The sequence below is a fragment of the Streptomyces sp. NPDC047049 genome (assembly GCF_040643995.1).
Taxonomy (GTDB): domain Bacteria; phylum Actinomycetota; class Actinomycetes; order Streptomycetales; family Streptomycetaceae; genus Streptomyces; species Streptomyces mooreae.
This window is the reverse complement of record NZ_JBEYVM010000007.1, coordinates 103634-129423: the sequence shown is the minus strand read 5'-3', so window position 1 is coordinate 129423 and position 25790 is coordinate 103634. Positions and strand designations below refer to the sequence as shown.

Genomic DNA, 25790 nt, shown 5'->3' with positions numbered 1-25790 from the left:
CCCCAGACTGGAGGTGCCCCGGGGCCGTACGGGGAAGACGTGACCGCGGGGGACCGGACGACCGAGGAGCGCGCGAGGTGACGGAGAGCATCGAGGAGACGGCAGGACCGGACGGAACACCGGGACCCGCGCGCGAGCCCGCGCCCGCCCCGGACGGCGGCTACCCGGCGGCCCGGCTGCGGCTCCTCCAGGACGAGGCGGCCATCGGACCCGACCGCCGCGCCACCCTGGCCCGGCTGACCGACGACTGGCTGGCCGGCCTGCTGCACCGGCACGCCACCGAAGCCGGCCTGTCCGGGACCGCCCTGGTCGCCGTCGGCGGCTACGGCCGCGGCGAACTCTCCCCGCGCAGCGATCTCGACCTGCTCCTGCTGCACGACGGCCGCGCCGACCGCAGCGACCTCGCCGCGCTCGCCGACCGCCTCTGGTACCCCGTCTGGGACCTCGGCCTGGCACTCGACCACTCCGTACGCACCCCCGCCGAGGCCCGTAAAGCGGCCCGCGACGACCTGAAGGTGCAGCTGGGCCTGCTCGACGCCCGCCACCTGGCCGGCGACGCGGAACTGACCGGCGCGCTGCGCACCACCGCCTACGCCGACTGGCGGGAGAGCGCCCCCAAGCGGCTGCCGGAACTCCACGACCTGTGCCAGGAGCGGGCCGAGCGGCAGGGCGAACTGCAGTACCTGCTCGAACCCGACCTCAAGGAGGCCAGGGGCGGGCTGCGGGACGCCACCGCGCTGCGTGCGGTCGCCGCCTCCTGGCTCGCCGACGCCCCGCGCGGCGGTCTGGAAGCCGCCCGCACCCGCCTGCTGGACACCCGCGACGCGCTCCACCTGACGACCGGCCGCGCCACCGACCGGCTCTCCCTCCAGGAACAGGACCAGGTCGCCGGCGCCCTCGGCATGCTCGACGCGGACGCCCTGCTGCGGCAGACCTACGAATCCGCCCGCACCATCTCCTACGCCGCCGATGTCACCTGGCGCGAGGTCGGCCGGGTCCTGCGCGCCCGCTCCGTCAAGCCCATGCTGCGCGGCCTGCTGCACGGCCGTACCGCGGGCAAGGGCGAGCGCTCACCGCTCGCCGAAGGCGTCGTCGAACTCGACGGCGAGGCGGTGCTGGCCCGTACCGCACGCCCCGAGCGGGACCCGGTGCTGGTCCTGCGAGCCGCGGCCGCCGCCGCCCAGGCCGGGCTGCCGCTGGCCACCCACTCCATCCGCCGGTGCAGCGCGGCCACCGCCACCCGGCCGCTGCCCGTGCCCTGGCCCGCCGAGGCCCGCGAACAACTGGTGACGCTGCTGGGCGCCGGCAGCCACACCGTCCCCGTATGGGAGGCACTGGAGGCCGAGGGCATCATCACCCGGCTGCTGCCCGACTGGGAACGCGTCCGCTGCCGCCCCCAGCGCAACCCCGTCCACACCTGGACCGTGGACCGCCACCTCATCGAGACCGCGGTACGCGCCAGTGCCCTGACCCGCCGGGTGCACCGCCCCGACCTGCTGCTGATCGCCGCCCTGCTGCACGACATCGGCAAGGGCTGGCCCGGTGACCACTCGGTGGCCGGTGAGACCATCGCCCGCGACGTGGCGGCCCGGCTCGGCTTCGGTGCCCGCGACACCGAGGTGATCGCCACCCTCGTACGGCACCATCTGCTGCTCGTCGAGACCGCCACCCGGCGCGATCTGGACGATCCGGCGACCGTGGGCGCGGTCGCCGAGGCGGTCGGCGGCACCGGCACCCTGGAGCTGCTGCACGCCCTGACCGAGGCCGACGCCCTGGCCACCGGGCCCGCCGCCTGGAGCGCCTGGCGCGGTGGACTCGTCGCCGACCTGGTCAAACGGGTCACCGCGCGGCTCGCGGGGGAGCGCCGTACGGAGGTACGCGACGCCGACGAGCCGACCGCGGAGCAGGAGCGGCTGGCGGCCGAGGCCCGGCGCACCGGCGGCCCGGCCCTGGCGCTGCACGCCCGCTCCGAACCCGCCGCCGGAACCGGGGACGGGTCCGCGCCGCCCGACCGCGAGCCGGTCGGTGTGGAACTGCTCATCGCCGTGCCCGCCCACCGGTCACCCGGCCGCCGCCCCTCGACGAGCCCGGCCGGCACACCGGGCGTCCTGCCCGCCGCAGCAGGCGTGCTGGCCCTGCACCGGCTCACCGTCCGCGCCGCCGACCTGCTGCTGCTCGACCCCGTCGACGACGGCCCGGTCCTGCTGCTGCGCTGGCGGGTGGCCGCCGAATACGGCTCGCTGCCGCGCGCTGACCGGCTGCGCGCCGACCTGGCCCGCGCCCTCGACGGCTCGCTCGACATCCCCGCCCGCCTCGCCGAGCGCGAACGCGCCTACGCCCGCCGGGCCCGTGCCGTGCTCGCCCCGCCGCCCCGGGTCACCGTGGTCTCCGGCAGCTCCCGCACCGCGACCGTCATCGAGGTCCGCGCCCAGGACGCACACGGCCTGCTGCACCGCATCGGCCGCGCCCTGGAGCAGGCCGGCGTCGCCGTCCGCAGCGCCCACATCAGCACCCTGGGCGCGAACGCGGTGGATGCGTTCTATGTCACGGGGGCGGACGGGGAGCCGCTGTCCGACGGCGCGGCCCATGAGGTGGCGGCGGCCGTGGAGCGCGCTCTGCAGTAGTGACCGGGGCGCGGGGACGGACCGGCGGGGAGCGGGGCAGGACCGGTTCGCTTGCGCAGCCCGATACCCTGGAACCCGACTGAACCCCGCCCCCGACCCCGAGGATCGACGACCGCCGTGTTCGATACGCTTTCCGACCGCTTGGCGAGTACTTTCAAAAACCTCCGGGGCAAGGGCCGCCTGAGCGAGGCGGACATCGACGCCACGGCGCGCGAGATCCGTATCGCGCTGCTCGAAGCCGATGTCGCCCTCCCGGTCGTCCGCGCCTTCATCAAGCAGGTCAAGGAGCGTGCCACCGGCTCCGAGGTCTCCCAGGCGCTGAACCCCGCCCAGCAGGTCATCAAGATCGTCAACGAGGAGCTCATCGGCATCCTCGGCGGCGAGACCCGCCGGCTGCGGTTCGCCAAGACGCCCCCGACCGTGATCATGCTGGCCGGTCTGCAGGGTGCCGGTAAGACCACCCTCGCCGGAAAGCTCGGCCGCTGGCTCAAGGCGCAGGGCCACGCCCCGCTGCTGGTCGCCTGTGACCTCCAGCGCCCCAACGCCGTCAACCAGCTCCAGGTCGTCTCGGAGCGCGCCGAGGTCGCCTTCTACGGCCCCCAGCCGGGTAACGGCGTCGGCGACCCGGTCCAGGTGGCCAAGGACTCGATCGAGTACGCGCGCACCAAGCAGCACGACGTCGTCATCGTCGACACCGCCGGCCGTCTGGGCATCGACCAGGAGCTGATGCAGCAGGCCGCGGACATCCGCGACGCGGTCAGCCCCGACGAGGTCCTGTTCGTCGTCGACGCGATGATCGGTCAGGACGCGGTCAACACCGCCGAGGCGTTCCGCGACGGCGTCGGCTTCGACGGCGTGGTGCTCTCCAAGCTCGACGGTGACGCCCGCGGTGGTGCCGCGCTGTCCGTCGCGCACGTCACCGGCAAGCAGATCATGTTCGCCTCCAACGGCGAGAAGCTGGACGACTTCGACGCGTTCCACCCGGATCGCATGGCGTCCCGCATCCTCGGCATGGGCGACATGCTCAGCCTGATCGAGAAGGCCGAGCAGACCTTCAGCCAGGCCGAGGCCGAGAAGATGGCGGCCAAGCTGGCGAAGGGCCCCAAGGAGTTCACCCTCGACGACTTCCTGGCCCAGATGGAGCAGGTCCGCAAGATGGGCTCCATCTCCAAGCTGCTCGGCATGCTGCCCGGCATGGGGCAGATGAAGGACCAGATCAACAACCTCGACGAGCGCGAGGTCGACCGCACGGCCGCCATCATCAAGTCGATGACCCCGGCCGAGCGCCAGGAGCCGACGATCATCAACGGCTCGCGCCGGGCCCGTATCGCCAAGGGCTCCGGTGTCGACGTCAGCGCGGTCAAGGGCCTGGTCGAGCGGTTCTTCGAGGCCCGCAAGATGATGTCCAAGATGGCCCAGGGCGGCGGCATGCCCGGGATGCCCGGCATGCCGGGGATGCCTGGCATGGGTGGTGGAGCCCGCAAGAAGAAGCAGGTCAAGCAGGCCAAGGGCAAGCGCAAGAGCGGTAACCCGATGAAGCGCAAGGCCGAGGAAGAGGCCGCGGCGGCGCGCCGGGAGGCCGCCCAGGCCGGGAACCCGCTGGGCCTGCCGCAGGGCGGCCAGGACCCGCAGAACTTCGAACTCCCCGAGGAGTTCAAGAAGTTCATGGGCTGAGCCCGTCCGCGCCTTCCCGCGCCCTCCCGCGGCTCCGGCTGACGAGCCCCCGGCCCCCATGGGTGGTCGGGGGCTCTGCCGTGCCGGGCGGATACGGGGCGGGAACGCGGCACGGGGCACGGGGTGGGCGTCGGCCCCCGCCTCATCGCCCCCGGACCGGCCCGCCGCCGTCCGCCGGGCCCTCGTCCGCCCCGTCCCGCCCCGTGAGAAACCGCAGCGGATTGCGCCGCGTCAGCCGGTCGACCAGCTCCTCGTCCACGCCCGCCGCCCGCAGCCGCGGCAGGAAGGACCGGAACAGGTGCCCGTAGCCCGTCCCGCCCTCGCTGAGCAGGTAGCCGTGGCGGGAGACATCGCAGCTCAGCAGCACCCGGTCGGCGTATCCGGACTCCAGGAGAGCCAGCAGCAGGCGCAGTCGCACCCCGTCGCTCCGGTAGCTCTCCTTGCCGACGGTGTCGAACGCGAGGTACGCACCGGCCGCCGCCAGCTCCCGGTGCACCGCCGGCTCGTCGAGCAGGTCCTGATGGCCGATGCTGACCCGGTGCGGCGGCAGCCCGGCCGCCGTCAGCAGCTCCAGCTGGGCGAGGCCGCCCCGGCCGAACCGGGCATGGGTGGCCACCGACAGCCCGGTCGCCGCGGCGGCGAGCGCCGCCGCGGTCAGCGTCCGCGCCTCCGGCTCGCTCGGCGCATCGCCGTGGCTGCCGACCTCGCCGATCACCCCCGGACGGATCCCGGAGCCACCGCAGCCGCGCTCGATCTCCCCGACCAGCGTGCCGGCCAGCCGCTCGGCGCTGGTGCGGATCGGCTCTCCGGGACGGAACGGCTCGTAGTACCAGCCGGTCGCCGCGATGACCGCCACCCCCGAATCCGCGGCGATCCGGGCCATCGAGACCACATCGCGCCCCATGCCCCGGCAGGTGAGCTCGACGAGCAGACCGAGCCCGAACTCGGTGCGCAGCGACGCCAGTTCCTCGGTGATCGCGGCACGGTGCCCGGGGGTCAGGGTCGCCGCGCTGTCGGCGCCCCGGGTCGGATCGAGCGCCAGATGCTCATGGGCGAGCACCGGCCCGCGCACGGCGGAAGCGGGCAAGGGGCCCGAGACCGTTTGCAGCAGATCGCTCATCAGTGCCTTCCCGGCCGCCCGGCGCGGCCGAACCCCGCGGGAGCGGACGCCGGCCGGAGACCTGGATACCGCCAACCGCCGCCAACCGTCCGCCGAGAGCCCGTCCGCAACGCCCGTCGCGGCACGGCCGCAGGGCCCGCGTTACCTCGTCCGCGCGATCAGATAGCGGAAGACATTCGGCATCCACACCGTCCCGTCGGCCCGCTGATGCGGATGCAGCGCCTCCGCCAGCTCCTTCTCCACCTGACGCTGCTCGGCCGCCTCCAGCGCCGTGTCGAACAGCCCCGTCGACAGCAGCCCCCGCACCGCACTCGCCAGATCCGCGTACCCGAACGGGCAGGCCACCCGGCCCGAACCATCGGGCCGCAGCCCGGCCCGCTCCGCCAGCTCCTCCAGATCGTCCCGTCCGCTGGGCCACCACCCGGCCGAGCCGGTGGCGTCCTCGCCCGCCGGGCCGGCCGGCGGCTGCGCCACCCGCAGCACCCCGGCCGTGGCACACCGCTCCACCGGGCCCCAGCCGCCCAGCACCACCGCACTGCCGCGCTCCGCCAGCCCCGCCGCCGCGGTGAGCGACGCCGTCAGCCCCTCGACCGTGCTCACACAGCCCACGGGATGGAACGCCGTGACCACGTTGAAGGCGGCGTCCCCGGGCGCCGCGTCCTCCAGGCCGCCGCTGACCAGCCGGGTGTGCTCCGGCATACCGTCCGGCGTGAGCCGTTCACGCGCCAGCTCCAGCCGGGACTCGTCCGCATCCACCCCGCTGACCTGCGCGCCCCGCGCCGCCGCCAGCAGCAGCGCCAGCCCGGAGCCACACCCCAGCCCCAGCAGACGGGTGCCGGGCCCGACCCCCAGACGGTCGTACGCGGCCTCGTAGAGCGGCACCAGCATCCGCTCCTGGATCTCGGCCCAGTCACGGGTGCGCGCCCGTGACCCGGCCGGAACGGGAGGGCCGTCGCAGCGCATGGATCCGGAGTGCGGAAGCTGGTGCCGCACGAGCGTCGGTGACATCGATAGCGCCCCTATTCGCCGAGAACCCGAAGCTGTTCCGTACCGATCGCCCCCGTGTTCGCGCGTCGTGCGCCCCCGCGATCCAGACAACTGCGCATTCGTCCGGGCGTCCAGGGGGTGCGCCGGGGTTGTCTCCCGCGCGCCCCCGTGTGCGCCGGGCCCGCTCCCTGGAGCGCCGTTCCAGGGTGCCCCGGCCGGCGCCGTTCCGCCACGGCAGCCGCCGCCGCCCGGACGCTCCCCGCGCCCCGGGGTGCCGTCCGGGCACCCGCCCCACCGGCGCCCCTAGGGTGGGTACGAGCCGGTACCGACCGGGCGCAGGTGCCCGCCGTACCATCGCCGCGGTGATCGTTGCCCCGGGATACGACCGGCTACGCCATGCGGCGTACGCGGGGATACGTACCGGCTTGAGGTCCCCTGGGCGTCTTCTGCGCAGATCTGCGCACCCCGCCCTCGGCACGCCTCATGACCGTAAACTGACTGGTACGTGCAAATTATTTGAGATGCCCCGGAATCGGAACACCGGGCGTCCCCGGCTCGTTGTCACGACGTGAGCACGACACCGCCTGTCCTCGCCGCCGAACTGGCGCTCGCCTGGGCCGATATTCAACGGCACCACCCCGAGCTGCCGGACCTGGCCGCGCCCGAGTCCCTGATCGGAGAGTCCTCGTCCGCCTGCGGCGCCGAACTCTCTTTCGAACGGCTGCTCCATGAGGCAGTCCACGGCATCGCCGCCACCCGCGGCATCCGCGACACCTCCCGCGCAGGCCGCTACCACAACCGCCGCTTCCTGGCGATCGCCGAGGAGCTGGGCCTGGACCATGCCGACGAGCCGCACCCCAGCAGCGGCTTCTCCCTGGTCACGCTCAACCCCGAAGCCAGAAGGCGCTACCGCTCCACCATCGAACGACTGGCCAGAGCCCTCAAGGCGCACACCGCCGCCACCGCCACCGACACCTCCCGCAGCTTCCGGGGGCCGGCCGCCCGGCACGGCTCCTCCGGAGGGGGCGTCCGTGTCAAGGCCGTCTGCGACTGCGGGCGCAACGTCCGCGTGGTGCCCTCCGTGCTGGCCCAGGCGCCGATCGTCTGCGGCGGCTGCGGCAAGCCCTTCCGGATCCCCGAGGTGGCCGCGGTCGGCTGACCCACGGGCGTGTGGCACAATGGCTAGCTGTACTCGACAGTCGCACAGGACCCCTCTCTCCTCCGGCTGACGCGTCCATCGGGCACCCCGAGTACCGCAACCCCACGTGGCATCCCGTTGTGCCCCACCACGTCAAGACCAGGAGACACCACTCCCGTGGCAGTCAAGATCAAGCTGAAGCGTCTGGGCAAGATCCGCGCGCCTCACTACCGCATCGTCATCGCCGACTCCCGTACCCGCCGTGACGGCCGGGCCATCGAGGAGATCGGTCTGTACCACCCGGTGCAGAACCCCTCGCGCATCGAGGTCGACTCCGAGCGTGTCCAGTACTGGCTGGGTGTCGGCGCGCAGCCGACCGAGCCCGTCATGGCCATCCTCAAGGTCACCGGCGACTGGCAGAAGTTCAAGGGCCTGCCGGCCCCGGCGCCGATGAAGGTCGCCGAGCCGAAGGCCGACAAGCGCGCCCTCTTCGAGGCCGCGGCCAAGGACTCCGGCAACGAGCCCAAGGGTGAGGCCATCACCCCGAAGGCGAAGAAGGCTGACAAGAAGGCGGACGAGGCTGCGGCCGAGTCCACCTCCGAGTCGACCGAGGCCTGAGCATGCTCGAGGAAGCCCTCGAGCACCTCGTCAAGGGCATCGTCGACAACCCCGATGACGTGCAGGTAGCCTCGCGCACCCTGCGCCGCGGGCGCGTGCTGGAGGTCCGGGTCCACCCCGACGACCTCGGCAAGGTGATCGGCCGCAACGGCCGTACCGCCCGCGCCCTGCGGACCGTCGTGGGCGCCATCGGCGGTCGTGGCATCCGCGTCGACCTCGTCGACGTGGACCAGGTCCGCTGACAAGTTGAACACCGGCTCGGGCCGGGGAGGGCCCTCGGGCCGTCCCCGGCCCGAGTTCGTTGGTGCGGGTGCAGCCACCCGCACCGCCCTCCATGGAGAACCGCGACGGTCCTCGGCCGCCTCCGCGAGAGCGGCGGTGGCTCAGCCGCAAGAAAACGGGAGAGAACAGCGTGCAGTTGGTAGTGGCACGGATCGGCCGCGCCCACGGCATCAAGGGCGAGGTCACGGTAGAGGTGCGCACCGACGAGCCCGAACTGCGGCTCGCCCCGGGCGCCGTCCTCGCCACCGAACCGTCCTCCGTCGGACCGCTGACCATCACGGCCGGCCGGGTGCACAGCGGCCGGCTGCTGCTGCGCTTCGAGGGCGTCGCGGACCGCACGGCCGCCGAGGCGCTGCGCAACACCCTGCTGATCGCGGAGGTCGACCCCGAGGAAGTCCCCGAGGACCCCGAGGAGTTCTACGACCACCAGCTGATGGACCTCGATGTCGTCACCCGCGACGGCACCGTCGTCGGCCGGATCTCCGAGATCTCCCATCTGCCCTACCAGGACCTGCTGGTCGTCCAGCGGCCCGACGGCAGTGAGGTGCTGGTCCCGTTCGTCTCCGAGATCGTGCCGGAGATCGACCTGGAGGAGCAGCGCGCGGTCATCGACCCGCCGCCCGGCCTCCTCGACGACAGCCAGGCGGAGATCGCCACCGGCCGCGCCGGCACCGACGAGGACCGCTGATGCGGCTCGACGTCGTCACGATCTTCCCGGAGTACCTCGAGCCGCTGAACGTCTCCCTCGTCGGCAAGGCCCGCGCCCGCGGACAGCTCGACGTGCGCATCCACGACCTGCGCGCATGGGCCCACGACAAGCACAACACCGTCGACGACACCCCCTACGGCGGCGGGCCCGGCATGGTCATGAAGCCCGAGCCGTGGGGCGAGGCGCTGGATGAGATCCTCGCGTCCGGTGAGGGCGAACCGGTGATCGTCGTCCCCACCCCGAGCGGCGCCCCCTTCACCCAGCAGCTCGCCGTCGAGCTCTCGGCCAAGCCCTGGCTGGTGTTCACCCCGGCCCGCTACGAAGGCATCGACCGCCGTGTCATCGAGGAGTACGGCGACCGCGTCGACGTCCGTGAGGTCTCCATCGGCGACTACGTCCTGGCCGGCGGAGAGGCGCCGGTGCTGGTCATGGTCGAGGCGGTGGCCCGGCTGCTGCCCGGCGTCCTCGGCAACGCCGCCTCCCACCAGGACGACTCCTTCGCCCCCGGCGCGATGGCCGACCTCCTGGAGGGTCCCGTCTACACCAAGCCTCCCGAGTGGCGCGGCCGCGGAATTCCCGAGGTGCTGCTCAGCGGACACCACGGCAAGATCGCCCGCTGGCGCCGTGACGAGGCTTTCCGCCGCACCGACCTCAACCGCCCCGATCTGATCGAGCGCGCCGACCCCGCCGCGTTCGACAAACACGACCGCGCGATCCTGGCCGCTCTGGGCTGGTCGGCGGGCGAGGACGGCCGATTTGGGCGGACGAGCGGGGCCGTGGAAGAATAGGCCGCTGCCGTGTGCGTCCGCCGCGCGCCCCTGCCACAGGGGGAACGACGCCCGTCCGACACAGCGGCATCCGACACATCATTTCCGATATCCCGTTGATGACCTGTGGCATCAGCGAAGAAAGCAGTAGGTCATGCACCTTCTCGACTCCGTCGACGCCGCGTCGAAGCGCAGCGACATCCCGGCCTTCCGCCCGGGTGACACCGTCAACGTTCACGTCCGCGTCATCGAGGGCAACCGCTCCCGTGTGCAGCAGTTCAAGGGCGTTGTCATCCGCCGTCAGGGCGCCGGCGTGCGCGAGACCTTCACGGTCCGCAAGGTCAGCTTCTCCGTCGGCGTCGAGCGCACCTTCCCGGTGCACACCCCGATCGTCGAGAAGATCGAGGTCGTGACCCGCGGTGACGTCCGTCGCGCCAAGCTGTACTTCCTGCGCGAGCTCCGCGGCAAGGCCGCGAAGATCAAGGAGAAGCGCGACAACTGAGCCGGGCCGTCCCGGAGCACGATTTTTTGCGCCGGGGCAACGCAAACCCACGCTCGCGTACGGGGTTTGGATCCGGCCGGATAGGCTCAGGGCCCGATGGACACCGACGCACAGCTCACGGAGCGCGACCCCTCTCCCACCCCCGAACAGGGGCCGGAGCAGGGGTCGCGCTCCGCGCGTTTGCTCGCCCGTGCGGCCGGTCTGCGCCACCGGCCGGCCACCCTGTTCGTGCTCTGCCTGGCCTTCGTCCTGCTGCTCAGCGCGTGTGTGGCGCAGCCTTTTCTGATTCCCAGTTCCTCCATGGAGAACACCCTGCGGATCGGGGACCGGGTGCTGGTCAACAAGCTGGCGTACCGTTTCGGCAGCGAGCCGGCGCGGGGCGACGTGGTGGTGTTCGACGGCACCGGCTCCTTCGTTCACAGGGAGCAGGAGGAGAATCCCGTCACGGGGCTGCTGCGCGGAGCCGGCGCGGCGCTGGGCGTGGCCCCTCCCGCCGAGACCGACTACGTCAAGCGCGTGATCGGCGTCGGCGGTGACCACGTGACCTGCTGCGACGAACGGGGGCGGATCGAAGTGAACGGTGAGTCCGTGAATGAGGCGTATCTCCACCCCGGGGACGCGCCGTCCTCGGTGGATTTCGACATCGTGGTGCCGGAGGGCAGGTTGTGGGTCATGGGGGACCACCGCGCCAGATCAAGCGACTCCCGCGACCACCTCGGTGACCCCGGAGGCGGCACGGTCCCGGTGGAGAAGGTCATCGGCCGCGCGGACCTGATCACCTGGCCGGCGAGCCGCTGGCGCACCTTCGAGCACCCACGGTCCTTCGACCGGATACCCGCAGCGGCAGGCCCCCATGGGTAACCGCGGACGCCCCCGCCACGGGGGCAAGGGCACACCTCGGCCCGGAAGGGGCGCCGACAGGCCCCGGCGCGGCCGCGGCGCCGACGCCCCGTACAGCGGCAGCGGCGCGTACGGCGACTACCAGGAGACCGGGGGGAACGACGGCTCCGGGGCGGGCGGGGCCGCGACCGGCAGGCGGGCGGGGCGGACCGGGACCGGTGGCCGGGCCGAGCGGCGGCGCATGGCGCGGCGCATCAAACGCCGCAGACAACGCTCCTACCTCAAGGAAATCCCCATCCTCGTCGGTGTGGCGCTGGCCATCGCCCTCGTCCTGAAGACGTTCCTCGTCCAGGCCTTCGTCATCCCGTCCGGCTCCATGGAGCAGACGATCAAGATCGGCGACCGGGTGCTGGTCGACAAGCTGACGCCGTGGTTCGGCTCCAAGCCGCAGCGCGGCGATGTGGTGGTCTTCAAGGACCCCGGAGGCTGGCTCAAGGGCGAACAGACCAAGCCCCCCGCCGACGGCGGCGCCTTCCAGCCGGTCAAGGACGCCATGACCTTCATCGGGCTGCTGCCGTCGGCCGACGAGCAGGACCTGATCAAGCGCGTCGTGGCGGTCGGCGGCGACACCGTCAAATGCTGCGACGAACAGGGCAAGGTCACGGTCAACGGCACCCCGCTGACCGAGCCGTACATCCATCCGGGCAACCCGCCCTCCACGCTGAAATTCACGGTGACCGTCCCCACCGGCCGGATCTTCGTGATGGGCGACCACCGTTCCAACTCCGCGGATTCGCGCTTCCACCTGGACGAGCCGTACCGTGGCACGGTCTCGGAGGACGGTGTCGTGGGCCGGGCGGTGGTGATCGGCTGGCCGTTCAGCCACTGGCGGCGCCTGGAAGAGCCGGACACCTTCACGACCGTGCACGACGCGCCGGGCGCCAAGGCGTCGGCGGCAGGCGCTCCGCATAGGCTGTCCCCCGACAGTTTGACCGTACTCCCGACCCCTGCGGAACTCCCGCTCGTTATGGGAGTGGTGGGCCTGCGCCGGTTGACGGGCAGGCGAGTGCGTGGAGTGAGGAGCAGATGTGGGGGACTTGGCGGTCGGCGCGCGGTCCGGAACCGAAGAGCCCGAAGAGCCGGCAGGACGTGGTGAGCCCACGCGGCCGGCGGCGAGTTCCGTGCATCAGTCACCAGCTCGGTCAGGGGCGCAGGCCCAGAGTTCACCTTCGGCGGACTCGCCGGACAGGTCCGATACGTTGGACATGTCCGCGGGCAAGGAGGTGAGCGGTGGCATGAAGAAGGCCAAGAAGCCGCGTGCCTTCTGGAAGGAGCTGCCGATCCTCATCGGGATCGCGCTGCTCCTCGCGCTGCTGATCAAGACGTTCCTGGTGCAGGCGTTCTCGATCCCGTCCGATTCGATGCAGGACACCCTGCAGCGCGGGGACCGGGTCCTGGTCGACAAGCTGACGCCGTGGTTCGGCTCCAAGCCGCAGCGCGGCGAAGTCGTCGTCTTCCACGACCCGGGCGGCTGGCTGAACGAGACGCCGACCCCTGAGCCCAACCCCGTCCAGAAGGTCCTCAGCTTCATCGGCCTGATGCCCTCGGCCGAGGAGAAGGACCTGATCAAGCGGGTGATCGCGGTCGGCGGCGACACCGTCGAGTGCCATGGCACCGGCCCCGTCAAGGTCAACGGCAAGCCGCTCGACGAAGACTCCTACGTCTTCCCCGGGGCCACGCCCTGCGGCGACCGGGCGTTCGGCCCGATCCACGTCCCCAAGGGCCGGATCTGGGTGATGGGCGACCACCGCGACGACTCCCTGGACTCCCGCTACCACCAGAACCTCAAGGGCAACGGCACGGTCTCGGAGAACGAGGTCGTCGGCCGGGCGTTCACCATTGCCTGGCCCGTCAACCGCTGGGCGACGCTGCCCGTGCCGGGCACCTTCGACCAGCCCGGTATCAACAAGGCCATGGCGGCGACGCCGGCGGCCCTCGGCCTCGCCGGTGCGGTGCCGATCGTGATCTGGCGCCGCCGAAGGCTGACCGGAACACGTAACCCCAGGTAAGGTGCCGTCCCGGATCTTCGACGCGGGCGCGGTCCGCGGGGTGGGAGCGCTGGGATGAGCAGCAGTACGGAACGCGGGACCGACGGCCGCGGCCGGACGACGGGCAGCGTGCTGTCCGGTCTGGCCGTGGCCCTCGGCTGTGTGCTGTTCCTGGGCGGCTTCGTATGGGCGGCGCTGATCTACCGCCCCTATACGGTGCCGACCGACTCGATGACGCCGACGATCGCGGTCGGGGCGCGGGTCCTGGCGGAGAAGGTCGACGGCTCCGAGATACGCCGCGGCGACATCGTCGTCTTCAAGGACTCCACCTGGGGCGACCTGCCGATGGTCAAGCGCGTCGTCGGCGTCGGCGGTGACAAGATCGCCTGCTGCACGAAGCAGGGCCGGCTGACCATCAACGGAACCCCCGTCGAGGAACCGTATCTGCAGGGCAGCGGCCCCGCCTCACCCATCGGCTTCAAGGCAAAGGTCCCCACCGGCCAGCTCTTCCTGCTCGGTGACCACCGCAGCGATTCCATGGACTCCCGCGTCCACCTCACCGACGGCGACCACGGCTCCGTACCGCGCAGCGCCGTCAATGCCCGGGTCGACGCGCGCGCCTGGCCGCTCGGCAGCGTCGGCGTGATGCAGCGCCCGGCGGCCTTCTCCGCCTTGCCCGGCGGCACCTCGCAGCCCGGTCCGGTGCGGCCCATCACCCTCGCGGTGGTCGCCGGCGCGGTCCTCATCCTCGCCGGTGCGGCCTACGGGCCCCTGGCCCGGCGCAAGGCGCGCAAGGGTGCCTGAGGGGCCACGACGGGGCGCGGAGGGCCCGGCCGCGGCCCAGGGGACGGCGGCCGGTGACACACCTGGCGCGCCCCTGGTGCGCCAGGTCTCCCGCATCGTGCTGCTCGACCCCGACGACCGGATCCTGCTGCTCCACGGCTTCGAACCGGCCCGCCCCGCCGAGAAGTGGTGGTTCACCCCCGGTGGCGGCCTGGAAGGCACGGAGACCCGTGAAGAGGCGGCCCGCCGCGAGCTCGCCGAGGAGACCGGCATCACCGACGCGGTCCTCGGCCCCGTCCTGTGGAAGCGCCGCTGTGCCTTCCCCTTCGACGGGCGGCGCTGGGAGCAGGACGAGTGGTATTACCTGGGAAGGACCGACCGGACTGTCACCGACACCGGCGGGCAGACTGACCTGGAACGACGCAGCGTCTCGGGACTGAGGTGGTGGACTTCGGAGGAACTGTCCGCCTCGCATGAGACGGTGTATCCAAGCAGACTCGCCGAGCTGCTGCGCACGCTGCTCGACGAAGGGCCCCCCGAGGCGCCGGTGCTCCTGGAGACCGAGCGGGTCTGACGCACAATGGGGGGACGCACGGCTGAAGGGGATCTGCCATGAGCGCCGAGGACCTCGAGAAGTACGAGACCGAGATGGAGCTGAAGCTCTACCGGGAGTACCGCGACGTCGTCGGACTGTTCAAATATGTGATCGAGACCGAGCGGCGTTTCTACCTCACCAATGATTACGAGATGCAGGTGCATTCGGTCCAGGGAGAGGTGTTCTTCGAGGTGTCGATGGCCGACGCCTGGGTCTGGGACATGTACCGCCCGGCCCGCTTCGTCAAGCAGGTACGCGTCCTCACCTTCAAGGACGTGAACATCGAAGAGCTCAACAAGAGCGACCTGGACCTTCCGGGGAGCTGAGGCGGCCGGAAGCGGCGGAGGGAACGGGCCCCGGGCGCGTCCCGGACCCGCCCGGCACCACCCGGACGGGTGAGCGGGTTATCCACAACCGGCTCACTGTCCACCAAGATCCAACAAATCGGGGCGGGAGCGTCACAGTCGGTGCCGGAGGTGGTACCGCATGAACGCCATGCAGGCCGGCCGCAGGGCCGGGGACGACGCACAGACCGCGGAGCCCGCGCGGAGCGCACACGCAGAAGCACCGCCCACGCCACACAAGCCACCCGCGGGCAGGCGGCCGGCCATCCAGCCGCCCGCCCCCGGGCCAGCGGTCGCCGAACGGGCAGCAGCCATGCCACCGGCGGCCGAACGGGGCGCCGCCACACCGCCGGCGCCCGGTCCGGGGAATGCCACATCGACGAAGCCCGGCCCGACGGCGGCCAAGCCGGCCGACACCCGGCGGCGCGCCCTCGGCCGCTACGGCGAAGACCTGGCCGCCCGGCGGCTCGTCGAAGCCGGCATGCGCATCCTGGACCGCAACTGGCGCTGCCGCGACGGAGAGATCGACATCGTCGCCGCCGACGGTGACGCCCTGGTGGTCTGCGAGGTCAAGACCCGCCGCGCCGGCTGGTACGAGCACCCCATGGCAGCCGTACGCCCCGGGAAGACCGCCCGCCTGCGGCTGCTGGCGGAATGCTGGCTGGAGCGGCACGGCGGCCCGCCACCCGGAGGCGTACGCATCGATGTGATCGGCGTCCTCCTGCCGGCCCGCGGTGCCCCGGTCGTCCAGCACGCCCGCGGGGTGGCCTGATGGGATTCGCCCGGACCTGCTCCGTCGCGCTGGTGGGCGTCGAAGGGGTCGTCGTCGAGGTTCAGGCCGACCTGGAACCCGGCGTCGCGGCCTTCACCCTCGTCGGCCTGCCCGACAAGAGCCTCATCGAGTCCCGCGAGCGGGTGCGGGCGGCGGTCGTGAACTCCGGCACCGAGTGGCCGCAGAGGAAGCTCACCGTCGGCCTCAGCCCGGCCTCCGTACCCAAAGGCGGCAGCGGCTTCGACCTGGCCGTGGCCTGCGCGGTCCTCGGCGCCGCCGAACGCCTCGACCCCCGCGGACTCACCGACCTGATGATGATCGGCGAACTGGGCCTCGACGGCCGGGTCCGGCCCGTACGCGGCGTGCTGCCCGCCGTATTGGCCGCCGCCGACGCCGGATACCGCCAGGTCGTCGTCCCGGAACAGACCGCGGCCGAGGCCTCGCTGGTCCCCGGCATCTCCGTCCTCGGCGTCCGCAGCCTGCGCCAGCTCATCGCCGTCCTCGCCGACGAACCGGTACCCGACGAGGAGGACCCCCGCGACGAAGGCCGCCCCGACCCGCTGCTCGCCGGCCTGGTGATGCCCGGCACCGGCGTCGGCGCGGGCCTGCCGGCCGGCGACCACGCGCCCGATCTCGCGGACGTCGCCGGCCAGCACAGCGCCCGCCGCGCCCTGGAGGTGGCCGCCGCCGGACGCCACCACATCTTCTTCAAAGGCCCGCCCGGCGCCGGCAAAACCATGCTCGCCGAACGCCTCCCCGGGCTGCTGCCACGACTGTCCCCCAAGGAATCCCTGGAGGTCACCGCCGTCCACTCGGTGGCCGGCACCCTCCCACCGGGACAGCCGCTCCTCCACCGGCCGCCCTACTGCGCCCCGCACCACTCCGCGACGATGGCATCCCTCGTGGGCGGCGGCACCGGACTGCCGCGCCCCGGAGCGGTATCCCTGGCCCATCACGGCGTGCTGTTCGTGGACGAGGCCGCCGAATGCAGCCCACGCGTCCTGGACGCGCTGCGCCAGCCACTGGAATCCGGCCAGGTCGTCGTCGCCCGAGCGGCAGGCATGATGCGCATGCCCGCCCGCTTCCTCCTCGCCCTGGCCGCCAACCCCTGCCCGTGCGGACGGCACGGCACCCCCGGCGGCGGCTGCGAATGCCGGCCGTCATCCATCCGCCGCTACCGAGCCCGGCTCTCCGGGCCCCTGATGGACCGGATGGACCTCCGGATCGCCGTTCAACCGGTCGCCCGCTCCGAACTGGTCGCCCTCGGCCGCGGCGCCGAATCCACCGCGGCCGTGGCCGAACGCGTCCGAGTCGCCCGCGAGCGCGCCGCGGCCCGTCTCGCCGGCACCCCGTGGCGGACCAACAGTGAGGTACCAGGCCATGAACTGCGCACCCGCTGGCAGGTCGAACCGGGCGCCCTGGCCCCGGCCGAACGTGACCTTGAATGCGGTCTGCTCACGGCCCGCGGACTCGACCGAGTCCTCCGCGTCGCCTGGACCGCCGCCGACCTGTCCGGCCGCGACCGCCCCACCGGCGAAGACGTCAACTGGGCCCTGGAACTCCGCACGGGGGTACGCCGCGGCGCGCCGACAGCAGCGAGCGGACGCGGGGACAAGCGCACGACCACGAAGACCGCCGCGCAGCCACAGGGACAGGTGTGAGCGATGACCAGCACCGACGCATGGGGCTTCGCCACCGGTGAACCCGTCACGACCACACCGGGCCGGAGCCAGGTACCCGCGCCGGCCGCCGAGCCGGGCCCCGCTCCGGCCGCCGAGCAGGGTCCCGCCCCGCACACGACGACCGGGCCGCCTCCTGCACGGCCGGTGGCCGCCGGCCGGCGGCCCGCCCGCCGCGAGGGACCCGATCCGCAGCGCACCGCCCGCGCCGCCCTCACCCGCATCCTCGAACCGGGTGACGAAACCGCCGGCCGCTGGCTGCGCGAGATGGGCCCGGTGGCTCTCTGGCGCGCCCTCAACGACGACGCGGCGGACCCGCCCACGGGTGCCACCCCGGCCAAGATCGCGGGCCTGCGGTTACGCGCCGCCCGGGCTCGCCCCACCGCGGACCTCGATGCCATGACCGCGCTCGGCGGCCGGTTCCTCTGCCCCGGGGACGACGAATGGCCCGGCCAGCTCGACGACCTCAAAGACGCCCGCCCCATCGGCCTGTGGGTGCGCGGGACGGCCAACCTCAGGCTGTGGGCGCTGCGCTCCGTCGCCGTCGTCGGTGCCCGGGCCTGTACCGACTACGGCGCGCACCTCGCCGCCACCCTCAGCGCCGGACTCGCCGACCGCGGCTGGGCCGTGGTCTCCGGAGCCGCATACGGGGTCGACGGCGCGGCTCACCGCGGCGCGCTGGCCGCGGACGGCGCGACCATCGCCGTCCTGGCCTGCGGCGTCGACCACGCCTACCCCCGGGGCCACACCGAGTTGATCGGCCGGATCGCCGAACAGGGCTTGGTGGTGGCCGAGTTACCCCCCGGCGATCACCCCACCCGCAGCCGCTTCATCCAGCGCAACCGCGTCATCGCCGCACTCACCCGAGGCACCGTCGTCGTGGAGGCCGAGCTGCGCAGCGGCTCACTTGTCACCGCCCGGCAAGCGCTGGCCCTCGGACGCTTCACGATGGGCGTGCCGGGCCCGGTCACCAGCAGCCTGTCCGCCGGGGTGCACCAACTGCTGCGCGGCGAGGCCACGGTGGTCACCGGCGCCGACGAGGTCATCGAACTCGTCGGCAGCATCGGCGACCTCGCTCCCGAGCAACAGGGCCCGACCCGCATCCGCGACCTCCTCGACCCCGTCGCGACCCGCGTACTGGAGGCGCTGCCCGCGCGCGGCGGCACGGACACCGGCCGTCTGGCGGAGGAAGCCGCCACGCCCCGAGAGGTCACGCAGCGCAAACTCTTCGAGCTGTTGTCCCTCGGATTCGTGCAAAGGTGCGGTGATCGCTGGGAGTTGGCGCGACGCGCCGAGAGGACTGAGGGTTCCCGGCGAGGCGGTACTTGACCTGGGGCGAACGGGTGAAAGGGTGAGGGGAATGACCGCAGAATCCAGGTTTGCCGTGCTTCGGGGCGCGGGTCCGATCCGTGGGGAGACGGCAATGTGGCGCAGGGGATGGACGGGGTCGTGTACACCGTGTCACCGCGTCCGCCCGCACGGCCCTCCGGAGGCCCGCGTCCGGCCCCCTGTCCGGGTGTCGCCACGCCGTACGAGGTAACCCTGAGGTGCGGGCAGCGGAACGTATCTGCGCACGCCCGAACCTGCCGTCATCGCGCACCGCGACGCTTCGGTCACGCTACGCTCACAGGCAATTCAACCCTCATACATCCATCCACCCGCGTCTCGGCAGAACGGCTCAAGGCGACGAATGCCCCAGCACACCTCCGGGTCTGATCGTGCGGCTGTACCACCCGCCGCGCGCGGCAGCGTGCGCCCCGCCCCGCCCACCTCGCTCGACGAGCTGTGGCGCTCCTACAAGGCATCGGGCGACGGGCGGCTGCGAGAACAGCTGATCCTGCACTACTCGCCGCTGGTCAAGTACGTCGCCGGCCGCGTCAGCGTCGGCCTGCCCCCCAACGTCGAGCAGGCCGACTTTGTCTCCTCCGGAGTCTTCGGACTGATCGACGCCATCGAGAAGTTCGAACCCGAACGCGCCATCAAGTTCGAGACCTACGCCATCACCCGCATCCGCGGCGCAATGATCGACGAGCTGCGTGCTCTGGACTGGATTCCGCGCTCCGTACGGCAGAAGGCCCGTGCCGTCGAACGGGCCTACGCCACCCTCGAAGCGCAGCTGCGCCGCACCCCGTCCGAGGCGGAGGTCGCCGAGGAGATGGGCATTGCGCTGGAGGAACTCCACGGTGTGTTCAGCCAGCTGTCCCTGGCGAACGTCGTCGCCCTGGAAGAGCTCCTGCACGTCGGCGGCGAAGGGGGCGAACGGCTGAGCCTGATGGACACCCTGGAGGACACGGCCGCCGAGAACCCCGTCGAGATCGCTGAGGACCGCGAGCTGCGGCGGCTGCTCGCGCGCGCCATCAACACCCTCCCCGAGCGCGAGAAGACCGTGGTCACGCTCTACTACTACGAAGGGCTCACGCTCGCCGAGATCGGCAACGTCCTCGGCGTCACGGAGAGCAGGGTCAGTCAGATCCACACCAAGTCCGTACTCCAGCTCAGAGCTAAGCTCGCTGACGTCGGACACTGAGTCACCCTCCGGGCGCCCGGGCATTCCGCGCGCCGTGTCGCCATGCGGAGTGCCACGCGGGGCGTGCCATCCGTAGAGTGGTGACGTGCCCAGGATTCGAGCGGCCTCCGTGGCCGAGCACCGGACGATGCAGCGCGGCGCCCTCTTGGACGCTGCCCGCACCCTGCTGTCCGAAGGCGGAACGGAAGCACTGACCTTCCCTGCCCTCGCCGAGCGCACGGGCCTCGCGCGCTCTTCCGTGTATGAGTACTTCCGTTCGCGCGCCGCTGTCGTGGAAGAGCTGTGCGCCGTCGACTTCCCCGTCTGGGCCGCTGAGGTGGAAGCGGCGATGGAGCGCGTCGACACACCCGAGGGGAAGATCGAGGCATATGTGCGACGGCAGCTCGCGCTGGTCGGTGACCGGCGCCACCGCGCCGTCGTCGCCATTTCGGCCGGTGAGCTGGACGCCGGCGCACGGGAGAAGATCCGCGCGGCCCACGGCGGACTGATCGCCATGATCGTCGAGGCGCTGGCCGCCCTCGGCCATGCACAGCCCCGACTCGCGGCCATGCTCCTCCAAGGAGTCGTCGACGCCGCGGTCCGCCGCATCGAACTCGGTGCCGCAGAAGACCCGGACGAGATCACGGAGGCGGCGGTGGCGATGGCGCTCCGGGGGGTTCGCGGTTGACTTGGGGGGCTTCTCCCCTTTCCCCCCGGGCCCCCGGCCCACCCACCCACCTCCACCACCTCCACGCTCGTTGGCCCCGCAGCCCGCAGCCCGCAGCCCGCAGCCCGCAGCCCGCAGCCCGCAGCCCGCAGCCCGCAGCCCGCAGCCCGCAGCCCGCAGCCCGCAGCCCGCAGCGGCCGGTCGGTCCGTCGTCGGCCTCCACGTGCAGCGATGGGCGCCCCGCTGTACGGGGGGTGCCTCTGCGGCAGACCGGCGCTATGGCCGAAGCGTCACCGCTCCCGATGCTCTGCCTCTTCGGCTCCCGCTCCCGGTTGTCAGGGATGCCCCGTGATCACCCACCGTCCTGCCGAAGAGCGTGCCACTCGCCATCCGGCTGCCTCGGCATAGCCTTCTCGGCCTCAGCCGGCCCAGCCCCCCGATGGAGCCGGCCCAGAGCCCAGACGGCCGCTGCCACGAGCCCGGCTGCTTCCATGAGGGCAGCTCCTGTCGGCACCGGCGTTCGCTGCTGAGCTGCTGGCTTCGCCGGTACTGCTGAACGCGCCGGCCCTGCTGCTCCCGGATGCCGGGGGGCCGTGCCGTCGCCCGCGGGTACCGGAATCCCGAAGATCGGCAGCAGTCGCGAGGGGCCGCCGCGGAGCATGCTGTCGGGCAGCAGGGACAACGGATCAAGGTAGCTCTTGCCGCGGCGCAGGCCCCAGTGGAGGCAGGGTGCCCGACAGTGGAATGGGCCGTGCTGTACGACGGCGACCGGCTGACCTGCGGTGACGCGTTGCCCCTTGCGGACCGTGGGCCGCACGGGCTCGAAGGTGGTGCGTAGCGGGGGACGGCCCGAGCGGGATACCTCGATCGTCAGGACGCCACGGCCTGCGACGGTTCCGGCATACGCGACCCGGCCCGGTGCCGCTGCCCGTACCGGTGCGCCGGCGGGCGCGGCCAGGTCCACACCCCGGTGCCCGGCCGCCCAGGGGACAGGAGGCGGCTCCCATCCGCGTACCACCGTGGGTCCTACGCCTCCTCCGGTCTCTCCCACCGGCCACGCTCTGTCTCCACCAGAGGGGTCGGCCCGCGCCACTGCCTCGCGGCGTGCCGTTGCTCCGCGGCGTCTCACCGGCATGTCACGGCGCATTTCCGGTACTTCCTGGGCGCGTGCTCCGCTCTCCGGAGCCCTTGCCCCGTTGTCACGTGCCGCAGCGCCCGCAGGCCCATCCGCCCCCCTCTGCACCCTGTGCTCCATCCCGTGCTCCGCCCTCACTGCCAAGGACGGAGCGGCGGCGGCGCTCGCCGGTACGGGCAACAGAGCGGTGAGCACCGCAGCCGCGGCGGGGGCCAGGAGCGCACCCAGAGCACGGGCCGGAAAGAAGCAGCTCGGCCCGTATCCGGCCGGTTCTGCGCGCGGCGTCGGCGGTAAGGGCGGCGACGGCCGGAAGGGCGGCCGGGGAGGGAGAGCCAGGGGAGGGAGAGGAGAGCGCGGCGGAGAAGGTGAAAGAGGAAGGAAAGGCGGAAGAGGAGAGGGAGGAGACAGGGGCGGGGAGACGGGCAAGGACTGGGACCGGAACGGGGATACGGACGGTGGGCACGGGACGAGACCCGCCCGGCGCTGCAGTCGGCCGCGGCCCGGCTCGTGCCACCTGCTGCGGCCCGGCTTGTTCCACCTGCCGCGGCCCGGCTCGTGCCGCCCGCCGCGGTCCCGCTCGTGCCACCTGTCGTGAACCCGCTCCTGCCGCCCGTTGCGGGCCCGCCCGAGCCAGTGGCCGCGGGCCGTGCCGCGCCGCCGGCCGTAGGCCGGTCCGGGCCGGTGCCCGCGGAAGCGGCTGACGGCGTGGCGGATCGTGGTCGAGCCGGAGTGTGGTCCAGGGCTTCGCCGAGTGTCCGGTCGTGGGGTGCGTTGCGGTTTCGGCTGTGTGTTCCGTCGCATGTCCCGACCGTGGCGCAGTCCGCGGCGGCGTGGGGATCTTGGTCTGAAGCTGTGGATGAGCGGGTGGCTGTGGACAACGGTGTCACCCGCGCGGGGATCGAAATGGTGTGTGTCGCCCGGTGCATCGGCCGTCCCGTACACTTCTGATGGCGATCCGGGTCACCGGGTCGACTTCGCACGCCCCGCCGTCAGTGCACCAGTCCCTTTCGGGCAGCACGACGGCCGCGCTCCTCGGTCCTCGGACGGCCCCGCAAGGTGCTTTCCCCGGCAGGCGCGTCGGGGCGTCAGGCACCGCGGCCGACCGGCCGCAGTGGAACCGAGTACAACAAGGAGTACGGCCATGGCCGTCGTCACGATGCGGGAGCTGCTGGAGAGCGGCGTCCACTTCGGGCACCAGACCCGCCGCTGGAACCCGAAGATGAAGCGCTTCATCTTCACCGAGCGCAACGGCATCTACATCATCGACCTGCTCCAGTCGCTGTCGTACATCGACCGCGCCTACGAGTTCGTCAAGGAGACCGTCGCCCACGGCGGCTCGGTCATGTTCGTCGGCACGAAGAAGCAGGCCCAGGAGGCCATTGCCGAGCAGGCCACCCGCGTGGGCATGCCCTACGTGAACCAGCGCTGGCTCGGCGGCATGCTGACCAACTTCTCGACCGTCTACAAGCGCCTGCAGCGCCTGAAGGAGCTCGAGCAGATCGACTTCGAGGATGTGGCCGCCTCCGGCCTCACCAAGAAGGAGCTCCTGGTCCTCTCCCGCGAGAAGGCCAAGCTGGAGAAGACCCTCGGCGGTATCCGCGAGATGCAGAAGGTGCCCAGCGCCGTCTGGATCGTGGACACCAAGAAGGAGCACATTGCCGTCGGTGAGGCGCGCAAGCTCAACATCCCGGTCGTCGCGATCCTCGACACCAACTGCGACCCGGACGAGGTCGACTACAAGATCCCGGGCAACGACGACGCGATCCGCTCCGTCACCCTGCTCACCCGCGTGATCGCCGACGCCGTCGCCGAGGGCCTCATCGCCCGTTCCGGTGCCGCCACCGGCGACCAGAAGCCCGGCGAGAAGGCCGCTGCCGCCGAGCCGCTGGCCGAGTGGGAGCGCGACCTGCTCGAGGGCGAGAAGAAGGCTGACGACGAGGCCCCCAAGGCCGAGGAGAAGCCCGCCGAGGCCCCCGCCGCCGAGGCCCCTGCCGCCGAGGCCGAGAAGCCGGCCGCGGACGCCGAGCAGGCCTGACCCGCAGCATCCGGCTGATGACGGCGGGGGAGGGCGCCACAAGCGCCGCCCCCGCCGTCCACCCGTAGATCTTTCGACTTCGAGATTTCGAGAAGAGATTCACAGACCATGGCGAACTACACCGCCGCTGACGTCAAGAAGCTCCGCGAGCTCACCGGCGCCGGCATGATGGACTGCAAGAAGGCCCTGGACGAGGCCGAGGGCAACGTCGACAAGGCCGTCGAGGCGCTGCGCATCAAGGGCCAGAAGGGCGTCGCCAAGCGCGAGGGCCGCTCCGCCGAGAACGGCGCCGTGGTCTCCCTGGTCGGCGACGACAACGCCTCCGGTGTCATCGTCGAGCTGAAGTGCGAGACGGACTTCGTCGCCAAGGGCGAGAAGTTCCAGGCCGTCGCCAACGAGATCGCCGCGCACATCGCGAAGACCTCTCCGGCCGACATCGAGGCCCTGCTCGCCTCCGAGATCGAGGCCGGCAAGACCGTCCAGGCGTTCGTCGACGAGGCCAACGCCACCCTGGGCGAGAAGATCGTCCTGGACCGCTTCGCGCAGTTCTCCGACGGCTTCGTGTCGGTCTACATGCACCGCACCATGCCTGACCTGCCGCCGCAGATCGGTGTCCTCGTCGAGCTCGACAAGGAGAACGCCGAGGTCGCCAAGGGCGTCGCGCAGCACATCGCCGCCTTCGCCCCGAAGTACCTCTCCAAGGACGACGTCCCGGCCGAGGTCGTCGAGGCCGAGCGCCGCGTCGCCGAGGAGACCACGCGTGCGGAGGGCAAGCCCGAGGCTGCCCTGCCGAAGATCGTCGAGGGTCGCCTCAACGGCTTCTTCAAGGACGCGACGCTGCTCGGCCAGCCGTACGCGCTCGACAACAAGAAGTCCGTCGAGAAGGTCCTGCAGGAGGCCGGTGTCACCCTGAAGCGCTTCGCGCGCATCAAGGTCGGCATCTGAGCCTGTCGCGAAGACAGCGAATGACCTACGACCCCGCTAGGGTCGTAGGCAGTCGGCCGCTCAACGGCCGGCCGCAGATGTGACGAGGAGGCCATTGCCGCACCGGGATCTCAACCAGACCCACGGCAATGGCCTTCTTCGTATGTGCACGAGGAGAGCTCAATGATTCACGGTGCCGACGGCGCGCACGCAGACCATGCCGGCCACGGCGGCAGGCGACGCTTCCTGCTGAAGCTGTCGGGCGAAGCATTCGCCGGCGGCGGCGGACTGGGTGTCGACCCCGACGTCGTGCACGCGATGGCCCGCGAGATCGCCGCCGTGGTGCGCGACGGCTACGAGATCGCCATCGTGATCGGCGGCGGCAACTTCTTCCGTGGCGCGGAGCTCCAGCAGCGCGGCATGGACCGCGCCCGCTCCGACTACATGGGCATGCTGGGCACGGTCATGAACTGTCTGGCCCTCCAGGACTTCCTGGAGAAGGAGGGCATCGACTCCCGCGTCCAGACGGCGATCACCATGGGCCAGGTCGCGGAGCCGTACATTCCGCTGCGCGCGGTGCGCCATCTGGAGAAGGGCCGGGTCGTGATCTTCGGCGCCGGCATGGGCATGCCGTACTTCTCCACCGACACCACCGCCGCACAGCGTGCCCTGGAGATCGACGCCGAGGCCATGCTGATGGGCAAGAACGGGGTGGACGGGGTCTACGACTCCGACCCCAAGAAGAACCCCGACGCGGTGAAGTTCGACGCCCTCGAATACGGCGAGGTCATCACCCGGGACCTGAAGGTCGCCGATGCCACCGCCATCACGCTCTGCCGGGACAACAAGCTCCCGATCCTCGTCTTCGAGCTGCTCGCCGAGGGCAACATCGCGCGCGCGGTGAAGGGTGAGAAGATCGGCACGCTCGTCAGCGATCAGGGCACCCGGGCCTGACGGCCCCAACTGCCGTGGTTCCGTACGGGCATCGGCCGGTACGGGCGGCAGCTCCCGGCCGGGGGAAGACCCCGGTACGGGGATGGA

Annotated in this window: 24 protein-coding genes and 1 pseudogene; 22 read left to right on the top strand and 3 right to left on the bottom strand. The window is 72.0% G+C overall.

Annotated features, from left to right (window positions below; translation table 11 throughout):
* Positions 1-77 precede the first annotated feature (77 nt).
* Both ABZ851_RS18570 and ffh read left to right on the top strand, forming a co-directional pair.
* Positions 78-2624 carry a [protein-PII] uridylyltransferase gene (locus tag ABZ851_RS18570; RefSeq protein ID WP_361128498.1) on the top strand — a complete coding sequence of 849 codons (2547 nt, stop codon included), beginning with the start codon at positions 78-80 and terminating at the stop codon, positions 2622-2624.
* Positions 2625-2741: 117 nt separating this feature from the next.
* A complete protein-coding gene (gene ffh / locus ABZ851_RS18565) occupies positions 2742-4298 on the top strand; it encodes a signal recognition particle protein (RefSeq protein WP_361128495.1) in 1557 nt (518 codons plus the stop codon).
* Between the two features lie 142 nt (positions 4299-4440).
* Here ffh and ABZ851_RS18560 read toward each other — a convergent pair whose 3' ends face one another.
* Together ABZ851_RS18560 and ABZ851_RS18555 are read right to left on the bottom strand one after the other, a co-directional pair.
* Positions 4441-5418 (bottom strand): phosphotriesterase, encoded by a 978-nt coding sequence (locus ABZ851_RS18560; RefSeq protein ID WP_361128492.1) that lies wholly within the window; start codon positions 5416-5418, stop codon positions 4441-4443.
* 141 nt (positions 5419-5559) lie between these two features.
* Complete coding sequence (locus ABZ851_RS18555) at positions 5560-6426, bottom strand: class I SAM-dependent methyltransferase (protein ID WP_361128489.1); 867 nt, start codon at positions 6424-6426, stop codon at positions 5560-5562.
* A gap of 547 nt (positions 6427-6973) precedes the next feature.
* Here ABZ851_RS18555 and ABZ851_RS18550 point away from each other — a divergent pair.
* From ABZ851_RS18550 to ABZ851_RS18470, 17 genes and pseudogenes are all read left to right on the top strand, one after another.
* Positions 6974-7564: a hypothetical protein gene (locus ABZ851_RS18550; RefSeq protein WP_088800283.1), complete on the top strand. Its 591-nt coding sequence runs from the start codon at positions 6974-6976 to the stop codon at positions 7562-7564.
* 156 nt (positions 7565-7720) lie between these two features.
* On the top strand, positions 7721-8161 hold the full coding sequence (gene rpsP / locus ABZ851_RS18545) for a 30S ribosomal protein S16 (protein WP_030080385.1): 441 nt from the start codon (positions 7721-7723) through the stop codon (positions 8159-8161).
* Between the two features lie 2 nt (positions 8162-8163).
* Complete coding sequence (locus ABZ851_RS18540) at positions 8164-8403, top strand: RNA-binding protein (protein ID WP_003980229.1); 240 nt, start codon at positions 8164-8166, stop codon at positions 8401-8403.
* A gap of 170 nt (positions 8404-8573) precedes the next feature.
* Positions 8574-9131 (top strand): ribosome maturation factor RimM, encoded by a 558-nt coding sequence (gene rimM / locus ABZ851_RS18535; protein WP_311622733.1) that lies wholly within the window; start codon positions 8574-8576, stop codon positions 9129-9131.
* Positions 9131-9940: a tRNA (guanosine(37)-N1)-methyltransferase TrmD gene (gene trmD, locus ABZ851_RS18530; protein WP_361128484.1), complete on the top strand. Its 810-nt coding sequence runs from the start codon at positions 9131-9133 to the stop codon at positions 9938-9940. Before rimM ends, trmD begins: the two co-directional genes overlap by 1 nt.
* A 133-nt stretch (positions 9941-10073) precedes the next feature.
* A complete protein-coding gene (gene rplS / locus ABZ851_RS18525) occupies positions 10074-10421 on the top strand; it encodes a 50S ribosomal protein L19 (protein WP_018087148.1) in 348 nt (115 codons plus the stop codon).
* Positions 10422-10517: 96 nt separating this feature from the next.
* Positions 10518-11282 carry a signal peptidase I gene (lepB, locus tag ABZ851_RS18520; protein WP_361128481.1) on the top strand — a complete coding sequence of 255 codons (765 nt, stop codon included), beginning with the start codon at positions 10518-10520 and terminating at the stop codon, positions 11280-11282.
* Positions 11275-12417: a signal peptidase I gene (gene lepB / locus ABZ851_RS18515; RefSeq protein ID WP_361128478.1), complete on the top strand. Its 1143-nt coding sequence runs from the start codon at positions 11275-11277 to the stop codon at positions 12415-12417. Before lepB (ABZ851_RS18520) ends, lepB (ABZ851_RS18515) begins: the two co-directional genes overlap by 8 nt.
* On the top strand, positions 12359-13330 hold the full coding sequence (gene lepB / locus ABZ851_RS18510) for a signal peptidase I (RefSeq protein ID WP_361128919.1): 972 nt from the start codon (positions 12359-12361) through the stop codon (positions 13328-13330). The genes lepB (ABZ851_RS18515) and lepB (ABZ851_RS18510) overlap by 59 nt, the downstream gene beginning before the upstream one ends.
* Positions 13331-13384: 54 nt before the next feature.
* Positions 13385-14113 (top strand): signal peptidase I, encoded by a 729-nt coding sequence (gene lepB, locus ABZ851_RS18505; RefSeq protein WP_361128475.1) that lies wholly within the window; start codon positions 13385-13387, stop codon positions 14111-14113.
* A 73-nt stretch (positions 14114-14186) separates the two neighbouring features.
* Positions 14187-14666, top strand: a complete 480-nt coding sequence (locus tag ABZ851_RS18500; RefSeq protein ID WP_361128916.1) for an NUDIX hydrolase — start codon at positions 14187-14189, stop codon at positions 14664-14666.
* Positions 14667-14704: 38 nt separating this feature from the next.
* The gene (locus ABZ851_RS18495; RefSeq protein WP_003980220.1) at positions 14705-15013 is read left to right on the top strand and encodes a DUF2469 domain-containing protein; all 309 of its coding nucleotides are present in this window, start codon (positions 14705-14707) and stop codon (positions 15011-15013) included.
* A gap of 439 nt (positions 15014-15452) precedes the next feature.
* Positions 15453-15803: pseudogene (locus tag ABZ851_RS18490) on the top strand (YraN family protein); the annotation flags it as partial.
* Entirely contained in the window at positions 15803-17464 is a 1662-nt protein-coding gene (locus tag ABZ851_RS18485; RefSeq protein WP_361128471.1) for a YifB family Mg chelatase-like AAA ATPase, read from the top strand. The pseudogene ABZ851_RS18490 and the gene ABZ851_RS18485, both read left to right, overlap by 1 nt.
* 3 nt (positions 17465-17467) lie before the next feature.
* Positions 17468-18811, top strand: coding sequence for a DNA-processing protein DprA (gene dprA / locus ABZ851_RS18480; RefSeq protein WP_361128468.1), 1344 nt, complete (start codon positions 17468-17470; stop codon positions 18809-18811).
* A 361-nt stretch (positions 18812-19172) separates the two neighbouring features.
* Positions 19173-20009 carry an RNA polymerase sigma factor WhiG gene (gene whiG, locus ABZ851_RS18475; protein ID WP_336049994.1) on the top strand — a complete coding sequence of 279 codons (837 nt, stop codon included), beginning with the start codon at positions 19173-19175 and terminating at the stop codon, positions 20007-20009.
* A gap of 127 nt (positions 20010-20136) precedes the next feature.
* Positions 20137-20676 (top strand): TetR/AcrR family transcriptional regulator, encoded by a 540-nt coding sequence (locus ABZ851_RS18470; RefSeq protein WP_152104866.1) that lies wholly within the window; start codon positions 20137-20139, stop codon positions 20674-20676.
* A 331-nt stretch (positions 20677-21007) separates the two neighbouring features.
* Here ABZ851_RS18470 and ABZ851_RS18465 read toward each other — a convergent pair whose 3' ends face one another.
* Positions 21008-21910, bottom strand: coding sequence for a M23 family metallopeptidase (locus tag ABZ851_RS18465; protein WP_361128464.1), 903 nt, complete (start codon positions 21908-21910; stop codon positions 21008-21010).
* 1021 nt (positions 21911-22931) lie between these two features.
* On the opposite strand from ABZ851_RS18465, the gene rpsB reads away from it, so the two are divergent.
* The 3 genes from rpsB (at position 22932) to pyrH (ending at position 25703) form a co-directional block, all read left to right on the top strand.
* Positions 22932-23825 (top strand): 30S ribosomal protein S2, encoded by an 894-nt coding sequence (gene rpsB / locus ABZ851_RS18460; protein WP_093491678.1) that lies wholly within the window; start codon positions 22932-22934, stop codon positions 23823-23825.
* A 108-nt stretch (positions 23826-23933) separates the two neighbouring features.
* Positions 23934-24770, top strand: coding sequence for a translation elongation factor Ts (tsf, locus tag ABZ851_RS18455; protein ID WP_311625289.1), 837 nt, complete (start codon positions 23934-23936; stop codon positions 24768-24770).
* Positions 24771-24932: 162 nt separating this feature from the next.
* On the top strand, positions 24933-25703 hold the full coding sequence (pyrH, locus tag ABZ851_RS18450; RefSeq protein ID WP_088800294.1) for a UMP kinase: 771 nt from the start codon (positions 24933-24935) through the stop codon (positions 25701-25703).
* Positions 25704-25790: the final 87 nt, after the last annotated feature.

Bases quoted from the DNA above. Each gene is read 5' to 3' on its own strand.
- ABZ851_RS18560 (WP_361128492.1), bottom strand. From the start codon at position 5,418: ATGAGCGATCTGCTGCAAACGGTCTCGGGCCCCTTGCCCGCTTCCGCC.
- ABZ851_RS18555 (WP_361128489.1), bottom strand. From the start codon at position 6,426: ATGTCACCGACGCTCGTGCGGCACCAGCTTCCGCACTCCGGATCCATG.
- ABZ851_RS18540 (WP_003980229.1), top strand. From the start codon at position 8,164: ATGCTCGAGGAAGCCCTCGAGCACCTCGTCAAGGGCATCGTCGACAAC.
- trmD (WP_361128484.1), top strand. From the start codon at position 9,131: ATGCGGCTCGACGTCGTCACGATCTTCCCGGAGTACCTCGAGCCGCTG.
- rplS (WP_018087148.1), top strand. From the start codon at position 10,074: ATGCACCTTCTCGACTCCGTCGACGCCGCGTCGAAGCGCAGCGACATC.
- lepB (WP_361128481.1), top strand. From the start codon at position 10,518: ATGGACACCGACGCACAGCTCACGGAGCGCGACCCCTCTCCCACCCCC.
- lepB (WP_361128478.1), top strand. From the start codon at position 11,275: ATGGGTAACCGCGGACGCCCCCGCCACGGGGGCAAGGGCACACCTCGG.
- lepB (WP_361128475.1), top strand. From the start codon at position 13,385: ATGAGCAGCAGTACGGAACGCGGGACCGACGGCCGCGGCCGGACGACG.
- ABZ851_RS18495 (WP_003980220.1), top strand. From the start codon at position 14,705: ATGAGCGCCGAGGACCTCGAGAAGTACGAGACCGAGATGGAGCTGAAG.
- ABZ851_RS18485 (WP_361128471.1), top strand. From the start codon at position 15,803: ATGGGATTCGCCCGGACCTGCTCCGTCGCGCTGGTGGGCGTCGAAGGG.
- dprA (WP_361128468.1), top strand. From the start codon at position 17,468: ATGACCAGCACCGACGCATGGGGCTTCGCCACCGGTGAACCCGTCACG.
- whiG (WP_336049994.1), top strand. From the start codon at position 19,173: ATGCCCCAGCACACCTCCGGGTCTGATCGTGCGGCTGTACCACCCGCC.
- ABZ851_RS18470 (WP_152104866.1), top strand. From the start codon at position 20,137: ATGCAGCGCGGCGCCCTCTTGGACGCTGCCCGCACCCTGCTGTCCGAA.
- ABZ851_RS18465 (WP_361128464.1), bottom strand. From the start codon at position 21,910: ATGGAGCACAGGGTGCAGAGGGGGGCGGATGGGCCTGCGGGCGCTGCG.
- rpsB (WP_093491678.1), top strand. From the start codon at position 22,932: ATGGCCGTCGTCACGATGCGGGAGCTGCTGGAGAGCGGCGTCCACTTC.
- tsf (WP_311625289.1), top strand. From the start codon at position 23,934: ATGGCGAACTACACCGCCGCTGACGTCAAGAAGCTCCGCGAGCTCACC.
- pyrH (WP_088800294.1), top strand. From the start codon at position 24,933: ATGATTCACGGTGCCGACGGCGCGCACGCAGACCATGCCGGCCACGGC.